This window comes from Catenisphaera adipataccumulans, from assembly GCF_014202755.1.
GTDB lineage: Bacteria > Bacillota_I > Bacilli_A > Erysipelotrichales > Erysipelotrichaceae > Catenisphaera > Catenisphaera adipataccumulans.
This window is the reverse complement of record NZ_JACHHK010000003.1, coordinates 57,564-81,056: the sequence shown is the minus strand read 5'-3', so window position 1 is coordinate 81,056 and position 23,493 is coordinate 57,564. Positions and strand designations below refer to the sequence as shown.

Sequence of the window (23,493 nt, the reverse complement as noted above, 5' to 3'; positions counted from 1 at the left end):
GAGGGTATATGAATCTGCAATCAAAAATCAACCAGACCGTGCAGATCGATCAGATTCCCGGCGGGCTGATCGTACCGCATCGCAGCGATGCAGACTATCAAACCGGCGGGGTGTTTCGATCCAACGGGCAATTCGTCGAGGCATCCAAATATATCGGAGACTGGATGGTGCGCGGCGGCGATCGTGCGGTCGAGGAACCGATCGACCGCACGTATGCGGATCAGGATGTGATGTTTCTTGGTTTTTTCATCCGCCAGTGGGGCCATTACCTGGTCGACTGTCTGGGCCGAATGTGGCCGCTGGTCCATGAAAAAAATATGAAAGTGGCCATGATCACCCGGCATGAAGAAATCAGCGGCAATTACCTGCAGGTGCTGCAGACGCTCGGAGTGGATGCGGAACGTCTGATCATCGTTGACCGGCCGATGCAGTTCCGCAATGTTTTTTTGCCTTCACTGGGTAAAGATAAAGACTGGAACCTTGCACCGGAATATTTGGAGATGCTTCGGTATATCGGAAAAAAAGCCGATCGCACATTGAATGTGCCGAAACGTGTCTATTTATCACGTTCACGGATCCCAGGCATCGAAAAGACCGAACGCGGCGAAAATGTCCTGGAACATCAGTTCGTAACCAACGGTTATGCCGTGCGGTATCCTGAACAGCTTTCGTTTTATGATCAGGTTTCCTTGTTCCGGCATGCCGATGAAATTGTCTGTGTCAACGGCACGATTCCGCTGAACTGTATGTTTGGTTCTCCGTCGCTGCATTTGGTCGTGCTCAATAAATCCAGTCTGTATCATGAAAATTTAGAAATGGCTGCTGCTGTTGCTGGGATCCAGCCGGATTTGGTCAATGTTTATTATGAACCGATCAGCGGGCATCCGCGTTATTTGGGCGAAGGTCCGTTCTGGATGACGATGACTGATGATTTCCGACAATATTGTGCCGCACGCGGCTTGACGCTGGATCAAACTGTGCATTCGGATGCGAACCGAATATGGTACCGTTCTGTTTATCTGAAAAACCGGTTGTATGCATTCGGCGCCAAGATTTATCGGGCATTGAAACAAAAAGGATGAATCGGATGATTTTTTACCGTAATAATGGTATATTATTAACGAAAACGGAGGAAACATAGAATGGAAAAAAGACCTGTTATTTTAGTGGTAATGGATGGTGTCGGCATCAATGAGTCCCATTTGGGAAATGCCGTACAATTAGCGCATAAACCAACATTGGACTATTTATTAGCGACTTGCCCGCATACACAGCTGCGTGCTCATGGTTTAGCTGTCGGCCTGCCGACGGATAAAGATATGGGTAACAGCGAGGTCGGACATAATGCGATCGGCTGCGGCCAGATCTATTCGCAGGGCGCAAAATTAGTTAACGAAAACATCGAATCCGGAGAGATCTTTCAATCGAAAGCGTGGAAAGAGCTGGTTGCCAATGCCAAAGGCCATAAAATGCATTTTATCGGTCTGCTTTCAGACGGCAACGTACATTCTCACATCAATCATTTAAAAGCCCTGATCAAACAAGCAAAAGCAGAAGGACTGACCGAAGTACGTGTGCACGCCTTGCTGGACGGCCGTGATGTACCGGATACCAGTGCATTGGAATATGTTGATGATATTGAGAACTTTATGAACGATCTGAATGATGATCAGTTCCATGCCTGCATTGCCAGCGGCGGCGGCCGTATGCAGATCACGATGGACCGTTATGAAGCAGACTGGGGCATGGTCGAAAAAGGCTGGAAGATCCATGTCATGGGCGAAGGCCGTCAGTTTGCCAATGCGACTGAAGCCATTGAAACGTATCGGAAAGAATTGGGCGTGATCGACCAGGATCTGCCGGGCTTCGTTATTGCGAAAGACGGAAAGCCGGTCGGAACGATCGATGACGGCGACAGCGTCGTGCTGTTTAACTTCCGCGGCGACCGTGCTTTGGAAATTTCGCAGGCATTTGACGGCGATGAAAGCTTTGATAAATTTGACCGTGTGAAAGTGCCGAATGTGAAATTCGCCGGTATGCTTCAGTATGATGCCGATCTGCAGATCCCGAAGCATTATTTAACGGAGCCGCCGAAAATTAAATATACGCTGACCGAAGAACTGTGCAAACACGGTATCCGTGAATATGCGATCAGTGAAACACAAAAGTATGGCCACGTCACTTATTTCTGGAACGGCAACCGCAGTGAAAAATTTGACGAAAATCTGGAAGAGTATGTAGAGATCAAATCGGATGTTGTTCCGTTTGAACAGCGCCCGTGGATGAAATCGGCTGAAATTACCGATAAATTGTGCGAAGCCATCGAAAGCGGAGAATTCGATTTCTACCGCACGAATTATCCAAATGGAGATATGGTCGGTCATACCGGCGACCTGGATGCGACGATCATCGGTGTTGAGTCGGTTGATATCGCATTGGCCCGTCTGATCAAGACAGTCGACAAAGTCAATGGAATTCTGTTGATCACAGCCGATCACGGAAATGCGGATGAAATGTATCAAACGCCGAAAGCAGGCCAGCCTTTGAAAGCAAAAACATCGCACACATTGAACCGTGTTCCGTTCATCGTTTACAATGCCAAATGTAAATTAAAGACCGATGATAATATGGGCTTAAGTAATATTGCCGCAACTGTCTGCGACTTCTTAGGCGTTGAACCAAATGAACATTGGAACGAATCTTTATTAGTTAAGTAAATCTGTAAGGCCTCATCCGAGGCCTTTTTTCGGGAGGAATGAAGAAAATATGAATAAAATCATCATTGTGGAGGACGATGACAATATCAGGCAGCTATTAAAATTAACACTGCAGAGCTATAACTATGAGCTGGTCGACTTCGATAATGGCGAAGATGCGCATCATTATCTGGAACAAAATGAAGTGGATCTGGCTGTTTTAGATATTATGCTTCCCGGGATGGACGGATTGGAAATTTTAAAATATATTCGCAGTCAGTCACGTCTGGCGAAAATGCCGGTCATTATTCTCAGTGCCAAGGATAAAGAATTGGATAAGATCTTTGCGCTGGATACCGGTGCGGATGATTATATGACCAAACCATTCAGTGTGCTGGAACTGGCCGCGCGCATCCGCCGCCTGCTCCAGCGGACACAGTCCGATGAAACAGTTTATACGGTCGACAATCTAAAGATGGATGTCGAACGCAGAACCGTAACGATCGATGGTGAAAACATTGATTTAACATTCAAAGAATTTGAATTACTGAAGTATTTCATCCAAAATCCGTATCGTGCTTTATCACGTGAAGAGCTGCTGAATCATATTTGGGGCTACGATTATATTGGTGAGACCCGGACCTTGGATGTTCATGTCAATGCGCTTCGTAAAAAAATCGGGAAAGAACGCATCCAGACCGTGCGTCAGATTGGTTATCAATTTATAGCCGGAGACATTCATGAGAAAGAAGATCGTTAAGAGCTATTTACTGATCTTTCTGATTTCTTATGCTGCGGCACTGTTGGTTCTTTATTTGTCGATGGCCCGCGTGTTCACCAACATCCAGCGCACGCAGTTGTTTGATGAAATTGAGTGGATCCAGTATCAGGACATCGGCAGCAATACCGGTGATTATTTAAAAAAACACTCGAACTTACGCTATACCGTGATCAGCAAGAACGGGAAAGTCATCTATGACAACATGAAAAGTGAGATCGATGAAAATCACCTGTATCGGGAAGAGATTAAACAGGCAAAAGCGACTGGCAAAGGGACCAGCATCCGCTACTCGACAACGATGAAACGGGTCTATCTTTATGCGGCTGTATACGATAAAAACAATCAGCGCTTTCTGCGTTTAGGCATGCCGTATCAAGGAGTCCGACAATTTGCCGCGGTGGTGATCCCGTCACTAGCGGCAGCCGGCGTTGCGGCGCTGGCCATCACATGGATCCTGTCCCGCCGCATGAGCCATTCCATCGTTGAACCGCTCAAGCGTATTTCAACGACTGTACGGGAAACTAGGATCGGACATGAAGAACTGAAATTTGATGAAAGCAGTTACCCGGAAGTCCAGCAGATCGAAAATACGCTGCAGGAGATGAATGATGAGATCAAGGCGTATATTCTTCAGCTGGAAAATGAGAAACGGGTGCGGCAGGAATTTTTCTCCAATGCCTCACATGAGCTCAAGACCCCGCTGACTTCAGTTCGTGGGTATGCCGAGCTGCTGCGGGCGCACGCGATCCAGGAGCCGGCACAAGTGGATCATTGTCTGGACTGTATACTGGATGAGAGCGATCACATGACGCGGCTGATCCAGGATATCATGGCGATTTCCAAGCTGGAAACTGGCCAGTTGGAAGTGAAACGTGAATACGTCGCCATCAAACCGTTGTTGGAACAAGTGGTCAAGAACTTATCAGTCAATGCGAAAAATCTGAGGTTCCGGGTCTTATGTCAGGACATCGATGTTTACGCGGATCGAAAACATATGCAGATGTTGTTCAACAATCTGATCAGCAACGCCATCAAATACAATAAGCCAAACGGTTCGGTCCTGATCCAGGCCTATCATAAAAAAAGTGATTTTGTCTTCGCTGTAGAAGATAGTGGGATCGGTATTTCCGAAGAAGACCAGGCACGTATTTTCCAGCGTTTCTTCCGTGTGGATAAACAACGCAGCAAAAGCATTCCGGGCACTGGCCTCGGTTTATCGATCGTGAAACATATTGCGGTGACTTACCAGGGAACGATCGATGTGAATTCTAAGCTGCAGGAAGGCACACGGATCACCGTGACGCTGCCGATTTATACAACCAATAAAGAGTTTCAAAATGAAAAACAGATGACAGAGGAGGACTAATCGTCCTCTTCGTCATCTGTTTTTTCTGGTATAGGAAGCCGGAACACCGGCCGTGCCGCGAGAAACAACAGTACATAACGGACCAGTTCCAATAGGATATAAAAGATGAATACCCGCAGCGGGTAGGTCACTTCTGTATTGGTCATATAACCAATGAAAGTCGGCAGATAAATCAGCACCCGGACAATTTCAATTCCAAAACAGACCATGATGATCTTTTTGGAGGCAGGATGGTTGTAATACAAATATAGGATCGGAATGGTCCAGACCATCGCAGTGATGACACAAGCCATGAACATATCGTGTGAAGCAAAGACCGTTGTATTGTCGTTACTGTAGAAGAAGCTCGAAAAGATCTGCGTTAAGATCGGAAAGACCATCAAGCTGATATATACGATCAAAGCCATACGGATCGCCAGATGCGGATACTGTTTTTCACTAGTCAGTTCCATGAAGGCGATATCATCCGTTGTGATGTGTTTATGTTTCGTATGATCCGCCGTTTCGGTGTGCACCGGCGCACTTTCGATGACCGGCTGCTGATTGGTCAGGGTCGGTTCATCATCGATTGTTTCGGTTTCGACTGGCTGGTCGAAATCTTCTTCTTCCGGTTCCAGAACGATTTGTTCCGGTGTTTCCAGATCTTCATCAAAGAGCGGCTCTTCATACCGGCCGTCATTGGTGACTTCGATCACGTGGTCAAAGAAGACCTTTGCGGATGCATTTTTTTGCAGATACGCCCCGAATTTCCAAAGCACCCAGACCTTGATGAGCATGCATACGATGATCAGCAGATAACCGGGCAAAGACTCCGTATGGTCGATCAGTTCTGAGATCGGATAATAGAACAGGATCAGTTCCATGATGAACGTGATCCAGTATAAGATCCGGTATGCTTTCTTGCCTGTTGAAAGCATCATGAATAAGATCGAGAAAATACAAAGCTGTGCGATCATACCACCGATCAAGATGATGTCAAAGGTACTTTGTTCGACGGTAAAAAAATCGAGATGCATCAAATAGTAGACGCCGACAAAATAAGCACATAGAAATATATATGTTGCGATCAGGCGCAAAGTGACCCGGCGCTTGGATTTTTTATAGATAATATAATCTTGAGACTGTTTATTTTTCATGCGAATATTATAGCATGTTTCGTGTTTTAGGGCGTAAATTGACAGTAATTTGTACTTAATGGTAAAATTTAAAATATGAGCAGTAAACGTAAAAAGGCAAAGCAATTCACCAGAAGGCAAATCATCCTGCTTCTGGCTGTCGTGCTGGTGATTTCCGTTCCGTTGATCCGGCGTGCCGTGCACCCGTATCGTTACATCAAATCATCAACGGAAACATTAACAGTAAAGATCCCTTATTCTGCCGGTGATGAGGCAAAAGTCAAAGTGCTGACGCTGACGCGCGGTACAAGGGTGGAACTCCGCCAGCAAGGTGAAAGCGAATCACTGGTCAAATACAAGGATATGGAATTCAATGTGGATAATGATCATTTAGCCTCTTCCTTGGAAGATTGTGTACAAGTATCGTATGTTTATCCGCGCCGTCTGATCAATTTACAGACGACCAAATCCGGTAAGCTTTCTGCCAAAGTTGTGAAGAAAGGTGAAAAGGTCAAAGTGACGGAAGTCAAGACCGAAGATCTGGACCGCCGGACAGGCGCCATATCCTGGTACCGCGTAGAAAAAGGCGGTAAACAATATTGGCTCAACGGCGAAGAAGTGGAGACGTCAAAGAGCGCGGCAATGAAGAATTATGCGGCCAACGTAGAATATTCCGATTACTGGGATCAGGAGTACGGTGACGGCTATTCGAAAAAAGCATACATTAAACAGGTGGATTATAAACCACGTAAGCTCAAAGAATACAAAAGCAATCCAATCAAAGAGGACGTCAATTCAGTGCACACGACACTGCAGAATTTAGTCAAACATAAAGATTATTTTCTGTCGTTGAATGACAAAACCAGCATCAACTCGATCACGGTCGAAATCAAAGGCGACGGCGGTCCGGTCTATTACGAAAGTGATGTCGTCGACGACTACTTGAAAGATCCGGATAAAGCGCAGACAGAAACCGTGGTAACGAAAAAAGAAATGAAAGAATTGATGAAAGAGTTCCAGGATGACGGCTACTATATGATCGCCCGCATCGTCACGTTCAAAGATTCTATTTTTGCCAAGCAGAATAAATCAGAAGCCATCACAGACAAAGACGGCGATTTGATCAAAGTCAACGATGAATACTGGCCAAGCGCTTATTCACGGAAGGCGTGGATGTACAATGTCGACATTGCCAAAGAAGCAGCCAAATGCAATTTCAATGAAATTCAATTTGATTACTGTCGTTTCCCGGATGGAACAGCAACGATCCAGGACGAGCTGGATATGCAGAATAAATACAACGAAAGCAAGGTCGCAGCGATCCAGGGCTTTCTTACTTATGCGCACCATGAGCTGGAATCCTATAAAGTCTATGTTGCAGCGGATATCTGGGCCTGGCCGGTGGTGGCGCAGGATGATCAGGATATCGGTCAGTTCTTCCCGGCTATTGCCAATGCGGTCGATGTAGTCTGTCCGATGGCGTATACGGACTTGTTTGCATCCGGTGCGATGGATATCGATGATCCAGTCTCTCATCCGGAAAAAACGCTGTATAAATTCAATAAACGGGTAAAGCAGCAGATGAATACGATTGAATCCGATGCGGTGGTCCGCAACTGGATCCGTGGGTATGATTATTCGACCAGTGAGATCAAGGCGCAGATCAGGGGAATCAACCGCGCCGGCTATGAGGGGTATCTGGTGTGGTACGGAAACGGCAATCCGTATCAGCTTCGGAAGATCCAGAAAGGCTTTATCAGCAGTAAAATCGAATAAAACCGGAAGCACTGTCCGATTCTGCGGATGGTGCTTTTGATTCATATAAATTGTGTTAAAATATCAATAATCGGAGGATACTGTATGATCGAAAACATAGTTCTATTGACGGGCATGAGCGGTGCCGGAAAAACCAGTGCGATGAATGCGCTGGAAGATCTTGGCTACTACTGCATTGATAATTTCCCAAAAGATCTGCTTCCGGAACTGGAACGCTGGTTCAGCCAGGAAAATCAATATCGCGACATTGCACTGTCGGTCAGTGCGATGGATTATATGAATTTTGTCAATTTCTTTGATAATATTTCACAGCACATCGACATTATTTTTCTGGATGCCAGCGATGAAGAATTATTGCTGCGTTACCGTTTTACACGGCGTCTGCACCCGATGATCGCTGCCAACCACGCGACAACGCTGGAGGATGCCATCGAAATGGAACGGGATTACTATCACAAGTACCTGGAAAATGTCCAGAACATGATCCATATCGATACGACAAAACTGAGTACCTCCGAATTGGCCAAACGCATCCGACATCGTTTCAGCCGGCATGAAAAGCGTGAATTTACCGTAACATTCCAGTCGTTCGGATTTAAACACGGTGTTCCGTTGGATTCCGATATGGTCATTGATGTCCGCTTTCTGCCCAATCCGTTCTATGAGCCGGATCTGCGGGATAAAACTGGCAATCATCAGGAAGTGTACGATTATGTGATCAACGCCAAAGAAACGCAGAATTATCTGACGCGTCTGAAATCGTATATGGACTTTGTCTTTGAGAGTTATGACCGGCAGGATAAGGCACATATGATCGTATCCATTGGCTGCACCGGCGGCCAGCATCGTTCGGTATCCATCTGCAATTGGCTGTATGAAACATATCACGAACAATATCGATGCTTTAAATCGCATCGTGACATAGGGGTGGAAGAAGTATGAAAAATATTGTAGTGATCGGGGGCGGCACCGGGCTGTCCAGCATGTTAAGGGGAATGAAGAAACTGGAAAATGTCAATATCACGGCGGTGGTAACAGTGGCTGATGACGGCGGCAGCACCGGACGGATCCGGGATATTTATAATGTACCGGCCGTCGGCGATATCCGCAATGTCCTGGTGGCGATGGCGGATGAAGACAGCGAACACCTGATGGCCGATTTGATGAATTACCGCTTTACCGGCGATAAAGATGTCGGCGGGCATAATTTAGGCAATTTGATCTTTCTCGCCTTGATGGAAACGACCGGGTCGTTCATCGGCGCCATCGAAGCGATCAGCAAGGTCCTGAAAGTCAAAGGAAACATCCTGCCCAGTACACTGGACATTGTTACATTGTATGCGATGATGGAAGACGGTACATTGGTGCGCGGAGAAAAGAACATCCCGAAGGCCAACAACAATATCAATCATGTCTTCTATCAAAGCCGGGTCACACCGTACCGCCAGGCATTGATCGCGATCCGGGAAGCTGATCTGATCATTTATGGCATTGGTTCACTTTACACATCCATCATGCCAAATTTGATCATACCGGAAATCAGCGAAGAGATCGCTGCCAATCCGTGTCCGAAGATCTACTTCTGCAATGCGATGACCCAGCCGGGCGAGACCGACAACTATTCAATGGAAGATCACATCCGGGCCATTGCAAAGCATTCATTTGAAAAGCCGGTCGATCTGGTCGTCGTTAACGATTCGTATATTCCGAATTCGATCTTGGAAAAATATGAAAAAGAAGGATCTTACTTGGTGCGGGTCGGGGAAAAGGATCATGATTACGGCATCATGAAACGGACGCTGGTTGAGTTTGATGCACAGGGACGGATCCGACATAATTCGATGGCAGTTAAAGAAGCGGTCCAGGAAATCCTGGATAAGATGAACGATAAGGAGGATCTGCGTGTCCTTCACGAGTGATGTGAAACGGCAGATCTGCCAGGAATCGGTTGACCGGGCGCAGGGGCGTGCGCAGTTGTGCGCGCTGCTGCAGATGCGTGCTTCTCTGCTTATGAATAACCAGGGAATGTCCCTGACGATTGGTACGGAGAACGCGGCCATCGCAAAACATATTTTTCAGCTCATGAAAACATTGTATGAGGTAGAACCGCAAATTTCTGTGATCAAAAAGATGCAGCTGCGCAAAAACAACGTATACCAAATTCGCGTGTACACAAAAGCGGCGATGATCCTGGAAGATCTTGATATTCTGACCGATACCGGGCTGCATTATAAACCGTCGTCTGCCATGATCCGTTCAGAAAAACGGGCCCGTGCTTATTTACAAGGATGTTTTTTGGCCGGCGGCAGCATTAATGATCCCAAAACGACCAATTACCATATGGAAATGACCGTGCCGTATGAAGATTTGGCTAAAAGTATCCAGAAACTGATGGTTCGGTTTTATCTGCCGGCCAAGATCATCAAACGTAAAAATAATTATGTGGTCTATATCAAAGCCGGTGATAAAATTGCGGATTTCCTACGTTTATGCAACGCCAGTCAGGCGCTGTTCCAATTTGAGGATTCACGGATCCAGCGGGATTTCTATAACCAGATCACCCGACTGGATAACTGTGAGCTGGCCAATGAAATGAAGTCGATGAAGGCGGCGCAGAAACAATTAAAATATATTCAAGTCCTGGAAGAAAACATCCAGAAAGTAAAAATATCCGAGAAACTCCAGCATGTGATCGATATGCGGAAGAAATTCCCGGAAGCCAGCTTGAATGAGCTGTGCGAAGAGTGTTATAAAGAATACGGCGATATCATCACAAAGTCGGGGATGAAACATCGTCTGCATAAGATCAAAGAATTGGCAGAACCGTTTATGGAGGAAGAGAATGCGTAAATTGATTCAAATAGGCTTGTGTTTCGTCTGTGCACTGTCATTATGTGCCTGTTCCGCAACACCTGAGTTAAAGAAACAAACATTTACCATTGAACTAGGGCAGGACGTTTATGCCAATCCGTCGCTGTATGTCAAAAATGCGAACAGCCGAATGGAAGTGCGCGCGCTTTCAACCGGTATCCGCAAAAAGCGGAACCGCTTTGTGACCGCAAATATGAATTATCTAGTATGTGGCATGTATCGTTTTGAAATTGTCAGCGGATCGCAGACCGTCACGTTCCATATCAAGATCAAAGATACAAAAGCTCCGACTGTTTCCAAGTCACCGGACTCTATCACCGTAACGGCTGGAGAAACGATCGACTGGGATTCCTATTTCCATGCCAGCGATCTGTCCGGCGTGGAGTATACGTCAGATCCTGCCATTGAGACCGCATCCACATCGGAAGAAGTGCAGTTAAAGATCTCCGATCGTTTTGGCAATTCAACCACCCGGACAGTGCAGGTGAACGTAAACTGATGACACGTGCAGATAAGATCCTGATCGTAGCAATCATGATCCTTTCAGCGGGTTTGATCGTACCGCTGCTGAACCATGTGCCGCAGGCTTCGCAGGCAGTCGTGACGGTGTCGGATCAGGAGGTCATGCGGATCGATTTATCCAAAGACGGAAAATATTCAGTCGACGGGAAACTGGGCAAGGTGTATATTCAGGTCAAAGACGGACAGATCCGGGTCACGCAGGAAAACAGTCCGAGGCATATCTGCAGCCAGCAGGGCTATGTTTCCGATCCGAACACACCGATCGTCTGTCTGCCCAATGAGACTGTCATCACCATTGAAAGTGATGAACAGAGCAACGAGGATACGGTGATCCAATGACGGTACGAAAAAGTGTGACGCTTTCGTTTCTCATGGCGGTGGGGATCATATTGCAGCTGCTCGAGAGCCTGCTGCCGGTCGCTGCCATCGTGCCGGGGTATAAAATCGGGTTTGCGAATATCGCATCCTTGATGGCGCTGCAGATGTACGACCGAAAATCCATGTGGATCGTCGGCCTGGGACGGATCTTTTTATCGGCGCTGCTGCAGGGAACGTTGTTTTCCGTGGCATTTTGGCTGTCACTTTCCGGCGGACTGGCGGCATTAGCGACGATGAGCCTGGCCGTACAGACGAAATGGTTCTCGATTTTCGGTATCAGTGTGGCCGGTGCTGCTGCTAACAGTGCCGGACAGGTCCTGGCGATCACGTGGATCTATCAGCAGTATTTTATGCAGCTGTATTTACCGGTGCTGCTGGCTTTGTCCATTGTCAGCGGCTTATTGATCGCGCTCTTTGTGCAGTTGATTTTAAGGAGGATTCATTATGAAACAAGAATTTAATTTCCGGCCGAAAGGCGTTTGTCCCCGGATGTTCCATTTTACGATCGAAGATGGCCGGATCGTTGATTTTTCCGCCGAAGGCGGCTGCAACGGCAATCTGAAAGGAATCGGAGCGTTGATCACGGGCATGCCCGTCGATCAAGTTATCGAGCGGTTGAACGGCATTCAGTGCGGTTTCAAGACAACGTCGTGTCCGGATCAAATTGCGGCAGCATTAAAGGAGCATACGAGTGAGTAATCGCGATAAGTATGTCGGCGGTCTGCATCAGCTGGAGCTGAACATCAACAATGATTTGATGACTATTTCCAGGCGGACCAACGAAATGCTGACGGATTTCACAGGGGCGATGAGCGATGATACGATCACAGATGATGATTATATGATGCTCTTGACTTTGTATTATTACAAATACAAAAAGACCAGCAATACCAAGGGCCGACTTTTTTGCCTGGTGCGCATGCAGCAGCTGATGTCTCTGCGCCGGCGGGAGCGCCGCCAGAAAGAATTCCCGCGGATCACGTTCACCAACTACACGGATCCCTCGGTCAAAGCCTTGCTGAAATCTCAACCCAATTTATACAGTGCTTATTATACGAAATATGAACGAAAAGTCTTAAAAGCAGATGTTTGGATCTATGCGATCTTGCTAGTTGTTCTGGTGTTGTTATTTCGGATGGCTTTTTTATGGGGATTGATCATTTCTTTGGCGACATTCTTTATCGTGCTTCTTTTCGCCCTGCACAGCGGGTATATTAAGATCATGGATGATCGCTTTGAAAGCTGGCTTCATCAAATTGATGCACCCTTGGCTAAATTGGATCGGATGATGCGCACGCCGTTAAAATAACGCTTACATTTGTAAAATATTTCACAACTCACTTGTAAAATACTTCACAAATAGCTAAAATATAAACGACGGAGTTGATGAAAAATGAATGGTTCAAAGAGTGTCCCGAAAGCGACGTTTCAGCGCTATCCGGTTTATTTGAAAGCTTTGCGCCGTCTGCAGAAACACGGAAAGACCCGTGTCATGTCCAAAGAACTGGCGGAATTAGTGAATGTAGAACCGACGACGATCCGACGGGATTTCTCCTTTCTGGGAAATCTTGGCAAACAAGGATACGGTTATAATGTCGATGATTTGATCGAGATCTTTAACCGCCAGCTGGGTGTGGATTTTGATGAAAAGATCATTCTGATCGGTGCCGGCAACTTAGGCCGTGCACTGATGCACTATAATAATTGGGATTATGTGGTCGGAGAAATTGTTTGTGCATTTGATGCTGATCCGGCAAAATGCTACGAACAGTTCGGTATTCAAGTTTATCCGATGGATGAACTGGAAGAGCGTATTCCGGCTGGCTGCCATATCGCAATTTTGACGATCAGCCATAAAGTGCAGTCTACGGTCGACTTGCTGCTGGATAACGGCATTACGGGAATCGTGGATTTTACCCATCAGCATTTTGTGGTGCCGAAAGGGGTTGTCGTGAAGGTCGTCGATGTGGTATCATCAATTCAAGAATTGGTTTTTGAATCCAATTCTATGCATCAAAAGCAATGACGCAGGACTGTACGGCAATCTCTTGATAAAGCGACTTGCGAACGGTGAAAGGCAAGGCAAGAGCGCATGTGCGGAACGCCTGCCGAGCTGAATCGGAGAAAGAACAGTAGACGATTCCGTGTCCGAGCGTTAATCTTAAAGAGCATACCGAAATAGGATGGTACCGCGGTGAAACATCGTTCCTAACTGTAGGAACGTTTTTTTATTTTTAGGGAGGAAAGAATATGTTAGTGAAGAAGTTAGCAGCAGATGTATCGGCATACGATGGGAAACAAGTTGTACTGCAAGGCTGGGTACGGACGAACCGCAAAGGCAAGAACATTGGATTTTTAGTCATCAATGATGGTTCTTGTTTTGCCAATGCCCAAGTTGTGTATTCTGCCGAGCAGGACGGCTTTGATGAGATCGCAAAGATCACATTGGGTTCGGCGGTCGAGGTGACAGGCACATTTAAAGCGACGCCGGACGGCAAACAGCCATTTGAAATTCAGGCTGAAAAAGTAGAAGTACTTGGAATGTGCGACCATGACTACCCGCTGCAGAAAAAACGTCATAGTTTTGAGTATATGCGTGAAATCCCGCATATCCGTCCGCGTGCGAATACTTATTATGCGGTCTTCCGGTTGCGTTCGGTCTTAAGTATGGCAATCCATACGTTCTTCCAGGAACGTGGTTTTGTCTATGTACATACCCCGGTCATTACCGGCAACGACGCTGAGGGGGCCGGCGAGTGCTTTACCGTCACGACCCGCAGCGATGATCACTATGAGAAAGATTTCTTCGGCAAACACGCCCAGCTGACCGTTTCCGGCCAGCTGCATGTCGAACCGTTTGCGCTGACATACCGCAATGTATATACATTCGGACCGACATTCCGTGCGGAAAACTCCAACACGACCCGTCATGCGAGCGAATTCTGGATGATCGAGCCGGAACTGGCGTTTGCGGACTTGGATGATGATATGGACTGCATCGAAGAGATGATGAAATTTTGTATTCGTTACTGCCTGGAACATTGTCCGGAAGAGTTTGCTTTCTTTGAGAAAATGATCGACCACGATTGTGTAAAACGTATTCAGAAGGTCGCTGATTCTCATTTCCAGCGCATGACTTATACGGAAGCCATTGAACATTTATTGAAAGCCAAGGATCAATTTGAAAATCAGGATATTTTCTGGGGCATGGATCTGCAGAGCGAACATGAACGATATATTTGTGAAAAAATCGTGGACGGCCCTGTGTTCCTGATCGATTATCCAAAAGACATCAAGGCATTCTACATGCGTGTCAACGATGACCAAAAGACGGTGGCCGCCTGCGATCTGCTCGTGCCGTATGTCGGTGAACTGGTCGGCGGCAGTCAACGTGAAGAGCGTTACGATGTTCTGGAGCAGCGTATGAAAGACATGGGCATGAATCAGGACATTCTGCAGTGGTATCTGGATCTGCGCCGTTTCGGCGGCTGCAAGCACAGCGGCTTTGGATTGGGCTTTGACCGCATGTTGATGTATATGAGCGGAATTCAGAATATCCGCGACGTGGAACCGTATCCGCGTACACCAAGAAATTTGATTTTTTAAATCAATGGGCTGCTTCGGCAGCCCTCTTTTCATAGCCAACCGCACCGAACTATGGTATAAATAAGGGTATGGGAAAGAAAAAGAACAGTACGCTTCGTTACGTATTCAAAGATCCGAAGACAGTCATTTTATTGATCGTAACGATCGCACTGGCCGTCGTGGCCATCTTTTTATATGCTACGCGTCCTTCGCAGATCGATCGGCTGTCGCAGTCGTATATCGATACGCTGGATAACGATGTCATTCAGCAGAATGTAAATACTTCGTATGATAACGAATACCAGATCGATACGTATTCGATCTACGGAGAGTCCTTGAAGCTTTATCATTCGAAAGCAAATTCTTCTGATGCGACCAATGGCATGACCGTACTGCTGAAAAATGTTGAAACCGGAGAAGAACTCAGTTATACGTTCGGCTCCGGCGGAGAAGACGGCATCAAGCTCGGTCAGCTGCCAGAAGGGCTCTATGAAGTTTTTGTATATGATCATTATACAAAAAAACGCGTGTATATGGATCATTCTGTGCATTCGAAATCCTTTCAGACGATGCGTCGGCATAAAAAAGTAAAAACAATCAAATTAGAGGCCGATAAAGATTTATTCAGCGATGCCGGGGTAAACTTATCGGAAAACTATTGCTTCATCAGTGTTATGGATACGATCCCGATCGTTGAGAAAATAGACGTCATGATCGATCCGGGCGGCAATGTCTACGATCCAGAAAGCGATACCAATGATTCAGGTGATAAAGGTAACGGCCTGTCACAGGAAGATAATTACGAACTGGCGCTGAAGATCAAAAAGAAGCTGGAGAAAAAAGGCCTGCGGGTCAAGATCTCCCGAAAAAAGAATGAATATTCGTCGTATTACGGCAAGAAGAGCCGGATCGGCCGCGGCTACGAACAGGAAGCCAAGGTTTATTTGTCACTGGGCTTGATGAGCGATGACGAAATTGATCGTCCGATCCTGGTCGTATCGCCGTATACATCCGGAAATCTGGCCAATACGATCGCATATGAATGCGAACAGAACAATGTGGAATTGTACGGATCGGATGATAGTGATACCGGCCTGAATGCGGGTGTTTATTACGATGATCTGATTCAGAACGATGCCGGAAAAGATACAAAATATGAGTATTATCCGCAGCTGCGGGAAAGCGGTGCCAAAGTGACCTATGCCGGTACGATGGACAATGCGGATCTGAACCGGCGTTATCGGAATGCATTCGGTATGTACGGCGTGTATGTGCAGTATGCGAATGTCGATGATGAAGGCAGTGTGAACTATTACAAAAATCATAAAGCGAAACTGGCAAAAAGTATTGCTGACGGCATTATCGATTATTTTGAGATCGAGGGGGAATTCAGTGAAAGCACAACTGAATCACATTAAAAAATCCTACGGCACCCAGGAGGTGCTGCTGGATGCATCGCTTCGGGTTCGTGATAAGGAAAAGATCGCACTGATCGGCCGCAATGGCTGCGGCAAGACGACCTTGTTACGGATACTATGCGGACAGGAACAGGCGGATGCCGGCGATCGTTTTATTGCCGGTGATACACGTATTGGTTATCTGGCACAGATCACGTTTCCCGATGAGTCCTGTACGGTCTATGAGGAATTGCTGAAAGCCTTTGCTGAAGTACGGCATCTGGAACAGGCGATGCGCGAAACGGAACAGCAGCTGCAGGAACAGGCAGATGAGAAAATACTGAGCCGATATGCGGATATGCAGGCGCGTTTTGAAGCGATGAACGGCTATCAATATGATGTAGAGATCCGCAATGTTTTTTTCCATTTTCAATTTGAAGAAGCGGATCTGCAGAAGAAGCTGAGCGAGTTCAGTTCAGGGCAGAAAACACGGATCGCATTGGTGAAGCTGCTCTTAAGCAAGCCGGATATTCTTTTATTGGATGAACCGACCAATCACCTGGATCTGCAGGCAGTCGAGTGGCTGGAGAAATATCTGCGTCATTATCCGTTTGCGGTCGTACTGGTCAGTCATGACCGAACTTTTATCGATCATGTTGCAGATGAAATCGTGGAAATCGAATATGGAAAAACCATGCGTTATGTCGGCAGCTATACGCATTATACAGAAGCCAAAAAGGAATATCTGCAGAAAAATCATGAGGCTTATGTTCGGCAGCAGCAGGAAATCAAACGTTTGGAAGAACTGATCGCAAAATTCCGCTCCAAAAGCAGTAAAGCGTCTTTTGCCCAAAGTAAGCAGAAATATTTAGACCGCATGGAACGGATCCAGGATGTCAGGGCGGATGAACAGATGATGCATGCTTCGTTTTCCAGCGGCCGGAAAGGCGGACGCCGCGTCTTGAAAGTTGAGCATCTGTCGATCGGTTATGATCATCCGTTGGCGGAAGTGAATGTGGAATTGATGGCCGGCCAGCGCCTGGCTGTGATCGGTCCTAACGGAACCGGCAAAAGTACACTGCTGAAGACATTGATCGGCCAGCTGCCGGCATTAAGCGGCCACTATGCATTTGGTCATCAGATCGATGTCGGTTATTTCGATCAGGAAAGCGCCCAGATGTCTTCAGATAAGACTGTTTTGGATGAATTGTGGGACCGTTTTCCGCTGAGCACTCAGACGGAGATCCGCAATACGCTGGCTGCATTTTTATTTACGCAGGATGAGGTGTTCAAAGAAGTTAATGATCTGTCCGGCGGTGAAAAAGTACGGCTGGCCTTGGCCTGTTTGATGCTGCGGCATGATAACCTGCTGATCCTCGATGAGCCGACCAATCACTTGGATATTCCCGGCAAGGAGGCACTGGAAAACGCGCTGCAGGCGTATGACGGCACCTTGTTGTTTGTCAGTCATGACCGGATGTTTTTACAGAAGATGGCAACGCGTGTGTTGGATCTAGGCAGCGGCGCAAAAGTCTTTGATCTTGGTTATCAAGATTATATGGATCATTCAACAGAGGATCTGCAGCCGTCAGAAATCGAAAAACCACAGACGGGCAAAGCCAAATTCCAAAATGAAAAAGCGCTGCGCAACCGGATCGCAAAACTGGAGAACATGTTGGAGGAAGCCGAGAAAGATCTTGAAAGTCTGCGGGAACTGCGGTATGAGCCGGAATTTTATCAAGACTTTAAAAAGATGGAGACGCTCGATGCCGATATTGATGACAAACACAATGAGATCCAGAAACTGATGTCGGAGTGGGAAGAAAAAATGGAGGAATTGGAAGGAAAATAGAGTGAAAAAGCCTATATGATGTGATAAAATATTCATAATGAAATAGGAGGAAATACGACAATGGGAAATTGTTTAGTTGCGCAGTCCGGTGGACCGACCACCGTCATTAACGCAAGCTTGGCCGGTGTTGTCCGTGCCAATCAATTAAACCCTGTATACGATCACGTATACGGCGGATTAAACGGAATTGAAGGAATTTTACAAGATCATCTGTACGATCTGACGAACATGTCGGAATACGAAAACCGCATTCTCCGTCAGACACCGAGTTCCGCTTTAGGCAGCTGCCGTTACAAATTAAAGAGAAACGATGAAACCGATTATTTGAAGCTGGTTGAGATCATGGAAAAACACGACATCGATGTGATGTTCTACATCGGCGGAAACGATTCCATGGATACTGTTGATGCATTGAGCCAGTGGGCAAAGAAAAAAGGCATCAAACAGCGTTTTGTCGGTATTCCGAAAACGGTCGATAATGACCTGATGGTCATCGATCACTGCCCGGGCTTTGCTTCCGGTGCAAAATTTGCCAATGAAGTTGTCAACGCAACTTGGCTGGATTACAACGTGTACACCCGCGAAGAAGTATTCGTCCTGGAGACAATGGGACGTGACGCCGGATGGCTGGCTGGTTCGACGGTCGTGACCGGAAAAGTAGACTTGCTGGTATTGCCGGAAGTTGACTTTGATAAGGATGTATTCTTGGCTGAAGTCAAGAAATGCATGGATAAGAAGGGCAAATGCTACATTGTTACCAGTGAAGGTGCCCATTATGCCGATGGTACGTATGTAGCTGCCGGACAGGCAAAGAATGATGGCTTCGGTCATGCGATCTTAGGCGGTGCCGGACAGGCATTGAAGCAGATGATCGTTGACGCTGGTATCGCACCGCGCGGTAAAGTACAGGATCTGTCATCCGCTGCTCGTTCCAGCAACTTTGCTCAGTCTTTGGTTGATGTTACGGAAGCTTATGAGCTGGGTATGAGCGCTCACGGACGCAGTGCCAATCCGGAATTTACAGGCATGGTCGTTGCTCATCAAAGAGAGTACATCGACGGACGTTACAATGCACACTTCATTGCCGGACCGGCTGAGAAGTTCGCAAACTATGTCAAACATGTACCGACAGAATGGATCCTGCCGAACTATCAGGGTATGACAAAAGAATTCTACGATTACATCACACCGCTGATCCAGGGTGAACCGGATCTGATCTACAACGAAAAGGGTATTCCGGAAACCATCGTTCCGTTCAATATGCGATAAAAAAATTGAGTGCCTTAACGGCACTCTTTTTGTTTGGCAATTAATTGTTCTTTTTCCCGACGGGAAAGCTGCTTGATTTCATATTCCCGCTGCATCGCTTCCGATTTGGTTTCAAAACATTCATAATAGACCAGTTCGACCGGGGTGCGGCTGCGGGTGTATTTTGCGCCTTTTTTATCATTGTGGGTCTGTATGCGATGGGCAAGATCATTGGTCCAGCCTGTATAGTATGTATCATCTGCACAGTGCAGGATATAGGTATATGTCATAGAGATATTCTATCATACAGAAACGAACAAAAAGAAACAAAAACGATAAAAATCAATTGAATTCTAGTATCAACTTCCTTATAATGGAAGTAGGAGGAATCAATATGGAAACGAATCGGACACGTCAATTAAGAGAAAAAATGGTACATCGCAAAGCATCGATCTGCAGCGAACGTGCCGTATTTTATACGAAATCATTCAAACAGACAGAGGGACAGTCCTATATCCTGCGCAAAGCCAAAGCGTTTGCTTATACGCTGGATCATATGACCATCTATTTTGAACCGGATTCTTTGATTTTCGGCAATCAAGCATCCCGTAATTTTGCCGCACCGATCTTCCCGGAATACTCGATCCAATGGGTCATTGATGAATTGGATGAATTTGACAAAAGAGAAGGCGATGTGTTCTATATTGATGAAAAGACCAAAGATGATCTGCGCGCGGTCGCGCCGTACTGGCTGCATCATACACACGAAGACGAGGTCAACCGCAATTTGACCAAAGCGATCCGCCTGGCGGAAAAACAGGGCGTCATCCATCGCGGCGGTATTTCGATGAGCGGTGACGGTCACATTGTACCGGATCATCCGACAGTACTAAAACGGGGCTTCCGCTCGATCATCGAAGAAGCGCAGTTACGTATGAAAACCGCAGATGAAGAACAAAAAAATTATTATGAAGCTGTGATCATTTCTTTGGAAAGTGCGCTGCGTTATTTTAAACGCTATGGCCGGCTGGCTCGTGACATGTATCAAAAAGAGGCAGATCCAAAATGGCTGCGGATCGCAGATATGGCGGATACGATGATGGAACAAGGGGCCCGCAGTTTCTATGAAGCCGTTGAAGTGACTTATATGATCCATCTGCTGCAGATGATCGAAAGCAACGGTCATTCGTTCAGTTACGGCCGTTTCGATCAGTATATCGAGCCATATTATGAGCACGATATCAAGGCCGGTGTGCTGACACAAGAGGAAGCGCAGGAAATCACTTCCCATATGTTCATCATGAATTCTTCCCTGAACAAGATCCGCCCTTACGGACATACGCGTTATTCGCAAGGATATCCGCTGTATTCGAATTTAGTGGTCGGCGGTCTGACTCCGGAAGGCAAAGACGGCACGAACGCGATGACTTATATCTGCATCGAAGCGATGCATCAATGCGGTCTGGCGGAACCGAATTTTTCTGCCCGTTATCATGAAAATTCGCCGCAGCCTTATTTAGAAGCCTGTGCGAAATTGATCCGGACAGGCCATGGCATGCCAAGCATGTTCAATGACAAGACGGTCATCAAAGGTTTGATGGATCTAGGCATTCCGCAGGCTGATGCTTACGATTATTGCCCGATCGGCTGTGTGGAAACCGGCGTACCAGGAAAATATGGTCACCGGGCAACCGGTATGACATACGTCAACTGGGGCAAGGTTTTCGAAATCGTGATGCACCACGGAACGGATCCAAACAGCGGCATTACGATGTTAAGCGATGATACGGAATATAAGACCTACGATGATTTGTGGAACGCATGGAAAAAATACTTGAAATTCTATTCGGATATCAGTGTTGAATGCGATGCGATCTGTGATGCGTCGCTGGCGGTTTACGATGCGGATCCATTCGCCTCGTGCCTGATCCAGAATTCGATGGAACAGGGCAAGACACTGAAAAACGGCGGCTGCTTGTATGACGTCATCTCGCAGTCGAATATCGGTCCAAGCATTGTCGGTAATTCGCTTTATACATTTAAAAAGCTTGTTTATGAAAGTCACCGGTATACGCCGGCACAAATTGTCGCCGCTTGTGATGCAAACTGGCAGGATCCAGAGTCCAAAAAAATTCAAAATGAGATCCTGCGGCTGCCGAAATTCGGCAACGATGACGATGAAGTCGATGCGATCGTAAAAGATGTATTCAACTCTTATCTGGAGCTGCTGCCGGGCTACAGTACCCTGCGCAAAGGCAAAGGACCGAAAGTCAGCTGCTATACGATGTCGACAAGCAATATCACTTCCTATGTGCCGAATGGCTTTGTGGTCGGTGCAACACCGGATGGCCGCATAGCTGGCTCGCCTTTGAATGAGGGCTGTTCGCCGACCCAGGGAACTGATGTCAATGGTCCGACTGCGGTGATCAATTCGGTATCGAAACTGCCGAATGAAAAAGTCGGCGCCGGTCAGCTGCTCAACATGCGTTTTTCAAAAGATTCGCTGGCCGGAGATGAAAACTTAGATCGCTTTGTCAGCTTTTTGAAAGTCAGTGCGAAAAAAGGCATTTACCATAATCAATTTAATGTGGTGTCTTCACAAGAACTGCGGCAGGCACAGATTCATCCAGAACAATACGAGGACTTGATCGTCCGCGTTGCAGGCTATTGTGCACAGTTTGTCTCGCTGATGCCGCAGACGCAGGATGCGATCATTGCCCGTACGGAGAATACGTTCTGATGTTGGCGGCAGAACGCCGGCAGGCCATCTTAAAACAGCTGGATCAGCACGAGATCGTTACCGTGCAGAAGCTGGCTGCTCATCTGGACGTCACACCAATGACGATCCGGCGGGATCTGGCTGAACTGGAAGAAGAGGAACGTTGTGTCCGGGTGCATGGCGGGGCGAAACGCATCGAACCGGGCGTCTTATCCAAGCATACCGAAATGGACATGCTGGATCGGCTGCATTTGCATTATGAAGCAAAAGTGAAGGTCGCCAAAAAGGCGGCCGAGTTGATCCAGGACGGGGAATGCATCTTTATCGACGGCGGAACGAGCATGCTGCCGCTGATGCCGTTTATCAAAGACAAAGCCATCCAGATTGTCACAAATAATCTTTTATGGCAGACACAGTTCGAGAGCGATCGGGCTGAGGTGTTTGCGCTGGGCGGAAAATTGATCCCGAAATACAAGATGACGGTCGGCCCGGAAACGGCAGAGAATTTAAGGCGGTTTCGTTTTGACCGTGCGTTCATTTCCTGCAACGGTTTTAGTATCAAACGCGATCTAATGTATACAGCCGATGTCGATACGATGGCCGTCAAAGAGCAGGCCCTGCGTCAGGCCGAGACCGGGATCCTGCTGACGGATTCATCGAAGGCCAATGTGCAGGGATTCTATAGTCTGCTGAAACTGAGTGCCTTTGATGCGATCGTCTGCGATCGGGACACCGGCACGCGGGAAGCACCGGAAGGATTTATTCTGGTATGAGCATCAACCGACGGAATCTGGAAATTGCCGGCATCATTTTTGGAATTTCTTCTTTTGTGATGCTCTGCGGTTTATGGCTTTCCATGAAAACCATGCAGGAAAACCGGATCCAGTGGAACGATGACGCAATAGAAATTCAAGAAGTGACGGTACCCTATAAACAGATTTATTCGGTACAACTGAAACATTCCCTTCCGGACATCGAACTGACGGACGGTACGCATCAGAATGGGTATCTTTCCGGTACGGGAAAGTGTGCCGGTTATGGAGAATGTACGTTGGAATTGTATGAAGATTGTCCATATTATATTGTGATCCGGGCGGATCAGACGATTTTGATCAATGCACAGAATGAGAAGGATACAAAGGCTTTGTATCGGAAGATCATAAAGAAAACGGGTGCCGACTGACACC

23 protein-coding genes are annotated in these 23,493 nt (G+C 46.9%); 21 read left to right on the top strand and 2 right to left on the bottom strand.

Annotation, left to right across the window (positions count from 1 at the left end):
- Positions 1 to 8 precede the first annotated feature (8 nt).
- From HNQ47_RS04425 to HNQ47_RS04410, 4 genes are read left to right on the top strand one after another with little or no spacing between them, the layout of a single operon-like run.
- Positions 9 to 1,082, top strand: coding sequence for a glycosyltransferase 61 family protein (locus HNQ47_RS04425; RefSeq protein WP_183327976.1), 1,074 nt, complete (start codon positions 9 to 11; stop codon positions 1,080 to 1,082).
- Between the two features lie 60 nt (positions 1,083 to 1,142).
- Complete coding sequence (gpmI, locus tag HNQ47_RS04420; protein WP_183327974.1) at positions 1,143 to 2,717, top strand: 2,3-bisphosphoglycerate-independent phosphoglycerate mutase; 1,575 nt, start codon at positions 1,143 to 1,145, stop codon at positions 2,715 to 2,717.
- 49 nt (positions 2,718 to 2,766) lie between these two features.
- Positions 2,767 to 3,456, top strand: coding sequence for a response regulator transcription factor (locus tag HNQ47_RS04415; RefSeq protein WP_183327972.1), 690 nt, complete (start codon positions 2,767 to 2,769; stop codon positions 3,454 to 3,456).
- On the top strand, positions 3,437 to 4,843 hold the full coding sequence (locus tag HNQ47_RS04410; protein ID WP_183327970.1) for a sensor histidine kinase: 1,407 nt from the start codon (positions 3,437 to 3,439) through the stop codon (positions 4,841 to 4,843). The genes HNQ47_RS04415 and HNQ47_RS04410 overlap by 20 nt, the downstream gene beginning before the upstream one ends.
- Here HNQ47_RS04410 and HNQ47_RS04405 read toward each other — a convergent pair.
- Positions 4,840 to 5,979, bottom strand: a complete 1,140-nt coding sequence (locus HNQ47_RS04405; protein WP_183327968.1) for a hypothetical protein — start codon at positions 5,977 to 5,979, stop codon at positions 4,840 to 4,842. The genes HNQ47_RS04410 and HNQ47_RS04405 overlap by 4 nt on opposite strands.
- A gap of 75 nt (positions 5,980 to 6,054) precedes the next feature.
- Between HNQ47_RS04405 and HNQ47_RS04400 the strand changes: the two genes are divergently transcribed.
- From HNQ47_RS04400 to HNQ47_RS04335, 14 genes are all read left to right on the top strand, one after another.
- Entirely contained in the window at positions 6,055 to 7,734 is a 1,680-nt protein-coding gene (locus HNQ47_RS04400) for a putative glycoside hydrolase (RefSeq protein ID WP_183327966.1), read from the top strand.
- Between the two features lie 84 nt (positions 7,735 to 7,818).
- Positions 7,819 to 8,676 carry an RNase adapter RapZ gene (gene rapZ, locus HNQ47_RS04395; protein ID WP_183327964.1) on the top strand — a complete coding sequence of 286 codons (858 nt, stop codon included), beginning with the start codon at positions 7,819 to 7,821 and terminating at the stop codon, positions 8,674 to 8,676.
- Entirely contained in the window at positions 8,673 to 9,653 is a 981-nt protein-coding gene (locus tag HNQ47_RS04390) for a gluconeogenesis factor YvcK family protein (RefSeq protein ID WP_183327962.1), read from the top strand. Before rapZ ends, HNQ47_RS04390 begins: the two co-directional genes overlap by 4 nt.
- Positions 9,637 to 10,584: a DNA-binding protein WhiA gene (gene whiA, locus HNQ47_RS04385; RefSeq protein ID WP_183327960.1), complete on the top strand. Its 948-nt coding sequence runs from the start codon at positions 9,637 to 9,639 to the stop codon at positions 10,582 to 10,584. The genes HNQ47_RS04390 and whiA overlap by 17 nt, the downstream gene beginning before the upstream one ends.
- Complete coding sequence (locus tag HNQ47_RS04380; RefSeq protein WP_183327958.1) at positions 10,577 to 11,104, top strand: hypothetical protein; 528 nt, start codon at positions 10,577 to 10,579, stop codon at positions 11,102 to 11,104. Before whiA ends, HNQ47_RS04380 begins: the two co-directional genes overlap by 8 nt.
- Positions 11,104 to 11,466 (top strand): NusG domain II-containing protein, encoded by a 363-nt coding sequence (locus tag HNQ47_RS04375; RefSeq protein ID WP_183327956.1) that lies wholly within the window; start codon positions 11,104 to 11,106, stop codon positions 11,464 to 11,466. Before HNQ47_RS04380 ends, HNQ47_RS04375 begins: the two co-directional genes overlap by 1 nt.
- Positions 11,463 to 11,966: a Gx transporter family protein gene (locus tag HNQ47_RS04370; RefSeq protein WP_183327955.1), complete on the top strand. Its 504-nt coding sequence runs from the start codon at positions 11,463 to 11,465 to the stop codon at positions 11,964 to 11,966. The genes HNQ47_RS04375 and HNQ47_RS04370 overlap by 4 nt, the downstream gene beginning before the upstream one ends.
- Complete coding sequence (locus HNQ47_RS04365; protein ID WP_183327952.1) at positions 11,950 to 12,204, top strand: TIGR03905 family TSCPD domain-containing protein; 255 nt, start codon at positions 11,950 to 11,952, stop codon at positions 12,202 to 12,204. The genes HNQ47_RS04370 and HNQ47_RS04365 overlap by 17 nt, the downstream gene beginning before the upstream one ends.
- The gene (locus HNQ47_RS04360) at positions 12,197 to 12,814 is read left to right on the top strand and encodes a hypothetical protein (RefSeq protein ID WP_183327950.1); all 618 of its coding nucleotides are present in this window, start codon (positions 12,197 to 12,199) and stop codon (positions 12,812 to 12,814) included. The genes HNQ47_RS04365 and HNQ47_RS04360 overlap by 8 nt, the downstream gene beginning before the upstream one ends.
- A gap of 84 nt (positions 12,815 to 12,898) precedes the next feature.
- Positions 12,899 to 13,531, top strand: a complete 633-nt coding sequence (locus tag HNQ47_RS04355) for a redox-sensing transcriptional repressor Rex (RefSeq protein WP_183327949.1) — start codon at positions 12,899 to 12,901, stop codon at positions 13,529 to 13,531.
- A 224-nt stretch (positions 13,532 to 13,755) separates the two neighbouring features.
- The gene (gene asnS / locus HNQ47_RS04350; RefSeq protein WP_183327947.1) at positions 13,756 to 15,111 is read left to right on the top strand and encodes an asparagine--tRNA ligase; all 1,356 of its coding nucleotides are present in this window, start codon (positions 13,756 to 13,758) and stop codon (positions 15,109 to 15,111) included.
- Positions 15,112 to 15,179: 68 nt separating this feature from the next.
- A complete protein-coding gene (locus tag HNQ47_RS04345) occupies positions 15,180 to 16,508 on the top strand; it encodes an N-acetylmuramoyl-L-alanine amidase (RefSeq protein ID WP_183327945.1) in 1,329 nt (442 codons plus the stop codon).
- On the top strand, positions 16,483 to 18,339 hold the full coding sequence (locus HNQ47_RS04340; protein ID WP_183327943.1) for an ABC-F family ATP-binding cassette domain-containing protein: 1,857 nt from the start codon (positions 16,483 to 16,485) through the stop codon (positions 18,337 to 18,339). Before HNQ47_RS04345 ends, HNQ47_RS04340 begins: the two co-directional genes overlap by 26 nt.
- A gap of 60 nt (positions 18,340 to 18,399) precedes the next feature.
- A complete protein-coding gene (locus HNQ47_RS04335) occupies positions 18,400 to 19,608 on the top strand; it encodes a diphosphate--fructose-6-phosphate 1-phosphotransferase (RefSeq protein WP_183327941.1) in 1,209 nt (402 codons plus the stop codon).
- Between the two features lie 14 nt (positions 19,609 to 19,622).
- On the opposite strand, the gene HNQ47_RS04330 is transcribed toward HNQ47_RS04335, so the two are convergent.
- The gene (locus tag HNQ47_RS04330; RefSeq protein WP_183327939.1) at positions 19,623 to 19,877 is read right to left on the bottom strand and encodes a GIY-YIG nuclease family protein; all 255 of its coding nucleotides are present in this window, start codon (positions 19,875 to 19,877) and stop codon (positions 19,623 to 19,625) included.
- A gap of 104 nt (positions 19,878 to 19,981) precedes the next feature.
- Between HNQ47_RS04330 and HNQ47_RS04325 the strand changes: the two genes are divergently transcribed.
- The 3 genes from HNQ47_RS04325 to HNQ47_RS04315 are packed head-to-tail and all read left to right on the top strand — an operon-like array spanning position 19,982 to position 23,489.
- Positions 19,982 to 22,327: a glycyl radical protein gene (locus HNQ47_RS04325; protein ID WP_246346057.1), complete on the top strand. Its 2,346-nt coding sequence runs from the start codon at positions 19,982 to 19,984 to the stop codon at positions 22,325 to 22,327.
- Entirely contained in the window at positions 22,327 to 23,079 is a 753-nt protein-coding gene (locus HNQ47_RS04320) for a DeoR/GlpR family DNA-binding transcription regulator (RefSeq protein WP_183327935.1), read from the top strand. The genes HNQ47_RS04325 and HNQ47_RS04320 overlap by 1 nt, the downstream gene beginning before the upstream one ends.
- Complete coding sequence (locus HNQ47_RS04315) at positions 23,076 to 23,489, top strand: hypothetical protein (protein ID WP_183327933.1); 414 nt, start codon at positions 23,076 to 23,078, stop codon at positions 23,487 to 23,489. Before HNQ47_RS04320 ends, HNQ47_RS04315 begins: the two co-directional genes overlap by 4 nt.
- The last annotated feature ends 4 nt before the right edge of the window (positions 23,490 to 23,493 follow it).

Bases quoted from the DNA above. Each gene is read 5' to 3' on its own strand.
- HNQ47_RS04425 (WP_183327976.1), top strand. From the start codon at position 9: ATGAATCTGCAATCAAAAATCAACCAGACCGTGCAGATCGATCAGATT.
- gpmI (WP_183327974.1), top strand. From the start codon at position 1,143: ATGGAAAAAAGACCTGTTATTTTAGTGGTAATGGATGGTGTCGGCATC.
- HNQ47_RS04415 (WP_183327972.1), top strand. From the start codon at position 2,767: ATGAATAAAATCATCATTGTGGAGGACGATGACAATATCAGGCAGCTA.
- HNQ47_RS04410 (WP_183327970.1), top strand. From the start codon at position 3,437: ATGAGAAAGAAGATCGTTAAGAGCTATTTACTGATCTTTCTGATTTCT.
- HNQ47_RS04405 (WP_183327968.1), bottom strand. From the start codon at position 5,979: ATGAAAAATAAACAGTCTCAAGATTATATTATCTATAAAAAATCCAAG.
- HNQ47_RS04400 (WP_183327966.1), top strand. From the start codon at position 6,055: ATGAGCAGTAAACGTAAAAAGGCAAAGCAATTCACCAGAAGGCAAATC.
- rapZ (WP_183327964.1), top strand. From the start codon at position 7,819: ATGATCGAAAACATAGTTCTATTGACGGGCATGAGCGGTGCCGGAAAA.
- HNQ47_RS04390 (WP_183327962.1), top strand. From the start codon at position 8,673: ATGAAAAATATTGTAGTGATCGGGGGCGGCACCGGGCTGTCCAGCATG.
- HNQ47_RS04380 (WP_183327958.1), top strand. From the start codon at position 10,577: ATGCGTAAATTGATTCAAATAGGCTTGTGTTTCGTCTGTGCACTGTCA.
- HNQ47_RS04375 (WP_183327956.1), top strand. From the start codon at position 11,104: ATGACACGTGCAGATAAGATCCTGATCGTAGCAATCATGATCCTTTCA.
- HNQ47_RS04370 (WP_183327955.1), top strand. From the start codon at position 11,463: ATGACGGTACGAAAAAGTGTGACGCTTTCGTTTCTCATGGCGGTGGGG.
- HNQ47_RS04365 (WP_183327952.1), top strand. From the start codon at position 11,950: ATGAAACAAGAATTTAATTTCCGGCCGAAAGGCGTTTGTCCCCGGATG.
- HNQ47_RS04355 (WP_183327949.1), top strand. From the start codon at position 12,899: ATGAATGGTTCAAAGAGTGTCCCGAAAGCGACGTTTCAGCGCTATCCG.
- asnS (WP_183327947.1), top strand. From the start codon at position 13,756: ATGTTAGTGAAGAAGTTAGCAGCAGATGTATCGGCATACGATGGGAAA.
- HNQ47_RS04345 (WP_183327945.1), top strand. From the start codon at position 15,180: ATGGGAAAGAAAAAGAACAGTACGCTTCGTTACGTATTCAAAGATCCG.
- HNQ47_RS04335 (WP_183327941.1), top strand. From the start codon at position 18,400: ATGGGAAATTGTTTAGTTGCGCAGTCCGGTGGACCGACCACCGTCATT.
- HNQ47_RS04330 (WP_183327939.1), bottom strand. From the start codon at position 19,877: ATGACATATACCTATATCCTGCACTGTGCAGATGATACATACTATACA.
- HNQ47_RS04325 (WP_246346057.1), top strand. From the start codon at position 19,982: ATGGAAACGAATCGGACACGTCAATTAAGAGAAAAAATGGTACATCGC.
- HNQ47_RS04320 (WP_183327935.1), top strand. From the start codon at position 22,327: ATGTTGGCGGCAGAACGCCGGCAGGCCATCTTAAAACAGCTGGATCAG.
- HNQ47_RS04315 (WP_183327933.1), top strand. From the start codon at position 23,076: ATGAGCATCAACCGACGGAATCTGGAAATTGCCGGCATCATTTTTGGA.